Genomic DNA, 4909 nt, shown 5'->3' with positions numbered 1-4909 from the left:
CCTGAGCACCGCCACCTTCCTCGATCTGAGCACCGGCGTCGACTTCGAAGAGGCGCCCGTTCTGGACAACCCGCCACGCGACCCCTACACCGTCACTAAGCTGGCCGCCTTTCAAGAAGCACACCGGCGCGCTGCCGCGGGCGACGACGTGCTGACCTGTCACCCCGGTGCGATCTTCGGTCCTGCCCCGGTCGTCGAACGCGCCTTGCACCGAACCAGCTTCAACCGGGTGCTGCTGGCGGGTATGCGCGGAAAGATCAAGCGCTATCTCGCTTTTCCCGTGACGTGGGTGGCGGGCAACGACGTCGCGACTGGCTCGATCGCCGCGCTGGACCGCGGGGTGGCCGGTGAGCGCTATCTGTTGGTCGGCCGGCCGCACGAAAGCTTCAGCACGGCCGGCGGTATCAACCGTGCGTGCGAGATCGCCGGAATCGACCATCGTGTCGAGGATCTCGATTACCGCACGGATCCCGAGGCATTGACCGCCGAATTCGGGCCCACCTTGATGGCCATCGCAAAAGCTATGGCCAAGAGCGAGCGCAAGCTCAGAACCAACGACAACCTGACCACCCGGCGCCTCGGTTATGAGCCGATGTCGTTCGACGACGGGCTGCGGCTGCTGATCTCGTGGCTACGCGAGCTCGGCAAACTGTAAGGCTGCCGTCGTGTCGATCGCGCAAGCGCACGGATCCGGTTCAGCTCGCGGCGATCTGGCCGATCGGATTCTCGATGCGGCCCAGCGGCTCGTGTTCCGGACGGGTGCGCGAAGGATGTCGCTTTCCGACGTTGCGACTCTGTCCGGGGTGTCACGGCCCACTATTTACCGCTATTTCGCGTCCAAGGGAGAACTCATCGATGCGCTGGGCAAGCGCGAGCGCCGCCGTCTCGATGCGGCGATGGACAAAGCGATGTCGGGGGTCGTCGGAGGTGCACGGCTGGAGGCCGCGGTCGACGTCATCGCGACTTTCGTCGAGGCTCAGCCGCCCGGCCGGTTGCTCGATCTCGAGCCGGTATTCGCGCACGAACAGATGGCGCAAGCGTTGCCCGTGCTGACCGAAGGGTTGACGGTGGTCCTGCGGCGCTGCGCCCGCGAGGACGCCTTCGCCACCGCGGTGGACCCCCGCGACCTTGCCGGCGCAATCGCACGAACCGCGTTGAGCCACTACATTTTTCCCGATCCGGACCGTGCCGCGGTGCGCCGCCACATCCGGGCCGCCGCCGGGCTTTCTGCCCGCTAGCCAGCAGTCGTCTATCGGTCGGACAGCAGGAACAGACCGTAGGCGGCGACCGACTGCGAGTCGGCCAGCACCCCCGAGCGGATCATCTCCTCGACGTCTTCGCGAGCGAACCACTCGCTGCGCATGTCCTGTTCCTCGTGTTCGCGATCCGAATGTCCCTCGGAGATCCCGGTGGCCAGAAACACCCACCCGCGTTGGCTGGTCATTCCGGCAGCCACATCGAGCAGGCCGAGTGCCTCGAACGACGTCGCGCGCAATCCGGTCTCCTCGCGCAGCTCCCGCGCGGCCAGCTCGGCGGGTTCGAGTTCGGCCAGACCCGGAGCGGTGCCCTGCGGGAATTCTCATCGCCGCGCGCCGAGGGGATACCGGAACTGCTCGACCAACCGAAAGCGCTGCCCGTCGTAGGGCATCACCAGTGCATAGGTCGGCTTGTCCACCACGGAGTAGATGCCGCGGCTGCCGTCGGGCCGACGAATGTCGTCTTCTCGCAGCACCAACCACGGGTTCCGATAGACCTCGCGGGATGCGACGCGTTCGATGAAGGACACGCAGTCAGTATCACGGCCGCGATTCGGTCGACTCGCTGAGGATCCGCGACACGAGGGTGGTGGCGTCGTTGCCTCCGGGATGTCGCGTTGACGTTGATGGTGATCGGGTCAGTCGGTAAGCACCAGAAGCCACATGAGTACCGGTTGTATGCAATAGCCCCTCACGTTTCTTGACGGTGTCGGTGGGCGGGTGTTGACTGACTCGTATCGAACATCTGTTCGAACATCAGTGGTAACACTCGTGCCGCCAGGAGGTGGTGATGACGGCGATTCTCGCCTCCGATCAGCCCCATCACAACCGTGCTGAGCAGCTAAAACAGCTGCGCCGTCAGATGGCGGCGGTGTCCGGGAAGATCGGTTCGGCCCGGCTTAATCATCAAAGCCATGCGCACAGTCACCCCGGGCCGGATGACCTGCTACCGGATTCGGAAACCAGGCTGCCGATCCCGCAACTGCTTGCCGATGTGTTGCCTGATGCATTGCCACGGGGAACGGTGGCGGTGCTGTCGGGAGCCCGGTCGCTGCCGTTGAGCATGGTGGCCGCGGTGACGGCCGCCGGTGGGAATGCGGCCATTGTCGGCCAGCCGGATATCGGGCTGCTGGCCGCCGTGGAAATGGGAGCGGATCTGAGCCGGCTCGCGGTGATCCCGGATCCCGGTTCCGATCCGGTGGAGGTGGCTGCGGTGCTTATGGACGGTATGGATCTGGTCGTGCTGGCTCTGGGCGGGCGCTCGGTACCCCTGACGCGGGCGCGGGCGGTGGTGGCCCGCGCTCACCACAAGGGCTGCACCCTGTTGGTCACCGATGGTGACTGGCAGGGGGCATCGATACGACTAACGGCCCGGGTCTGCGGCTATGAGACCACGGCGGGTATGCCCGGCTTCGGACGGATCAGCAAGGTGCGCCTCCAAATCAACGACGTGTGTGCAAGGGGGCGGGCAATCAGCCGGGTGCGGACTGGGTAGTTCAGTGGCCTCCCGGATACTGGCGATTTGGTGTATGGACTGGCCTGCGGTGGCCGCGGCGGCGGCCGCGGGCCTGCCCGCGACGGCCCCGGTCGCCGTCACGTTGGCCAACCGGGTGATCGCCTGCTCATCGGCTGCCCGTTCGGCGGGAGTGCGGCGAGGGTTACGGCGACGAGAGGCGGCGGCTCGCTGTCCGCAATTGCACGTCGTGGCTGCCGACTCCGACCGCGACGCCCGCTTCTTCGAAGGGGTGATCGCGGCGCTGGACGATATGGTGCCTCGCGCGGAGGTGCTGCGGCCCGGGCTTTTGGTGTTGCCGGTGCGTGGGGCGGCCCGCTTTTTCGGGTCCGAGAAGCAGGCCGCCGAGCGGCTGACCGATGCTGTCGCCGCAGCCGGCGCCGAGTGCCAGATCGGGATCGCCGACCAGCTGTCTACCGCGGTCTTCGCCGCCCGTGCCGGTCGTGTCGTGGAGCCGGGAGAAGGCGCGCGGTTCCTGTCGGCGCTGTCGATCCGGCAACTCGCCACCGAGCCGAGTCTGTCCGGTCCCGGCCGAGAGGATCTGGCAGATCTGCTGTGGCGGATGGGGATTCGGACCATCGGGCAGTTCGCCGCCTTGCCGCGCACCGACGTGGCTTCCCGGTTCGGCGCCGACGCGGTGAGCGCGCACCGGTTCGCCCGCGGTGAGCCGGAACGCGGACCGTCCGGGCGCGAGCCGCCCGCCGAACTCGACGCCGTGCTGCAATGCGATCCGCCGATCGACCGGGTTGACGCCGCGGCATTTGCCGGCCGCTCGCTGGCCAGCGCGTTGCATCAGACGTTGATGGCCGCCGGCGTGGGCTGCACTCGACTGGCCGTTCACGCCGTCACCGCCAACGGCGAAGAGCTGACCCGGGTGTGGCGCTGCGCCGAGCCGCTGACCGAGGACGCCACCGCCGACCGGGTGCGTTGGCAGCTCGACGGGTGGTTGAACACCCGAACCGTCATGGATCGGCCCACCGCACCGGTAACGCTGTTGCGGCTGCAGGCGGTGGAGGTGGTGTCGGCTGGGGCGCTGCAGTTACCGCTATGGGGTGGCCTCGGTGACGAGGACAGGGTGCGCGCCCGTCGAGCGCTGGTGCGGGTGCAGGGCCTGCTCGGTCCGGAGGCAGTGCAGGTGCCGGTACTGTCTGGCGGTCGTGGGCCCGCCGAGCGCATCACGTTGACGCCGCTGGGCGACGAGCCGGTGCCGCGGGCCGACCCATGTCTGCCGTGGCCCGGTCAACTACCCGAGCCGTCACCGACGGTGCTACTCGATGATCCGGTGGAATTGCTTGATGCCCAAGGCAACTCGATCCGTGTGACCAGCCGCGGACTGTTCTCCGCCGATCCGGCGCGGCTGACCTCCCGCGATCGTGACGAGCGGCTGCGCTGGTGGGCTGGGCCGTGGTCGGTCGACGAACGCTGGTGGGATCCGGATCGATCGGCGGGTCGCACCGCCCGGGCTCAGGTCTTGCTGGCAGGGCGGCGCGCGTCCGATCCCGGTATCGCGATGCTGCTGTGCTACCGCCAGCGGAGGTGGTATCTGGAGGGAATCTACGATTGACGGGCCAGGCGAGCGGCGAACGGTCCGACTAAGTCGACGAACCGGTCGAAGAACACAGCCGGATCGACTCCAACACCGATCAGCGCGTTGGGTTTTCGACCCCAGCGCCCCGACCAGTCGGTCACTGTCATGCCGCGGGTCAGCATCCCCGTCAGCTCGACATCCACCGTCGCCGGCCGGGTGGTGAGCAGCTGCGGGTCCAACGCGACCGCCGCGGCCAACGGGTCGTGCAGATGGGCCTGGTAACCGTGGCCGAGGTCGTAATAGGACTCCAGGTAGAACCGCGTCGCGTCCTCGATCACCCGGATCAACGGGTTGGACGCCGACGACCGGGTGCCCGGCTGGTCATCAACGCTCATCGCGGTCGTCGTCGTGTCCGCCGCGGCCGCCAGGCGGACCAGTATCTCGGGCGTTATGGAGATGTTCCACGTCACATCCAGGCCGCACAAGATCGGAAGTGATTGCGGCTCGGCAGTTTCCGAAGCTTCGGGTGACCAGGCGGCGAACACTTCGGCCGCCGCCTCCGGATCCACGCCGATGTTCCATTCCACCACCGGATTGGTGTTGCCGCGATAA

Annotated in this window: 4 protein-coding genes and 2 pseudogenes; 4 read left to right on the top strand and 2 right to left on the bottom strand. The window is 67.4% G+C overall.

The features are described 5' to 3' along the window. Positions 1-655, top strand: a pseudogene (locus VKI00_RS29375) (dihydroflavonol 4-reductase); the annotation flags it as partial. A gap of 10 nt (positions 656-665) precedes the next feature. Further along, entirely contained in the window at positions 666-1238 is a 573-nt protein-coding gene (locus tag VKI00_RS29370) for a helix-turn-helix domain-containing protein (protein ID WP_324444513.1), read from the top strand. Between the two features lie 11 nt (positions 1239-1249). Here the strand turns inward: VKI00_RS29370 and VKI00_RS29365 are convergent. Beyond that, positions 1250-1786: pseudogene (locus tag VKI00_RS29365) on the bottom strand (NUDIX domain-containing protein). A 260-nt stretch (positions 1787-2046) separates the two neighbouring features. Here VKI00_RS29365 and VKI00_RS29360 point away from each other — a divergent pair. Both VKI00_RS29360 and VKI00_RS29355 read left to right on the top strand, forming a co-directional pair. Next, positions 2047-2751: a hypothetical protein gene (locus VKI00_RS29360; RefSeq protein WP_324444510.1), complete on the top strand. Its 705-nt coding sequence runs from the start codon at positions 2047-2049 to the stop codon at positions 2749-2751. 34 nt (positions 2752-2785) lie between these two features. After that, positions 2786-4333, top strand: a complete 1548-nt coding sequence (locus VKI00_RS29355; RefSeq protein ID WP_324444508.1) for a DNA polymerase Y family protein — start codon at positions 2786-2788, stop codon at positions 4331-4333. On the opposite strand, the gene VKI00_RS29350 is transcribed toward VKI00_RS29355, so the two are convergent. Beyond that, the coding region (locus tag VKI00_RS29350; protein WP_324444506.1) for a nucleoside hydrolase at positions 4324-4909 on the bottom strand (586 nt) is incomplete at its 5' end. The genes VKI00_RS29355 and VKI00_RS29350 overlap by 10 nt on opposite strands.

Source organism: Mycobacterium sp., assembly GCF_035314665.1.
In the GTDB taxonomy this organism is placed as follows: domain Bacteria; phylum Actinomycetota; class Actinomycetes; order Mycobacteriales; family Mycobacteriaceae; genus Mycobacterium.
Note: the sequence above shows the minus strand (reverse complement) of the source record. Positions and strands in the feature narration are given on the sequence as shown.

Bases quoted from the DNA above. Each gene is read 5' to 3' on its own strand.
- VKI00_RS29360 (WP_324444510.1), top strand. From the start codon at position 2,047: ATGACGGCGATTCTCGCCTCCGATCAGCCCCATCACAACCGTGCTGAG.
- VKI00_RS29355 (WP_324444508.1), top strand. From the start codon at position 2,786: ATGGACTGGCCTGCGGTGGCCGCGGCGGCGGCCGCGGGCCTGCCCGCG.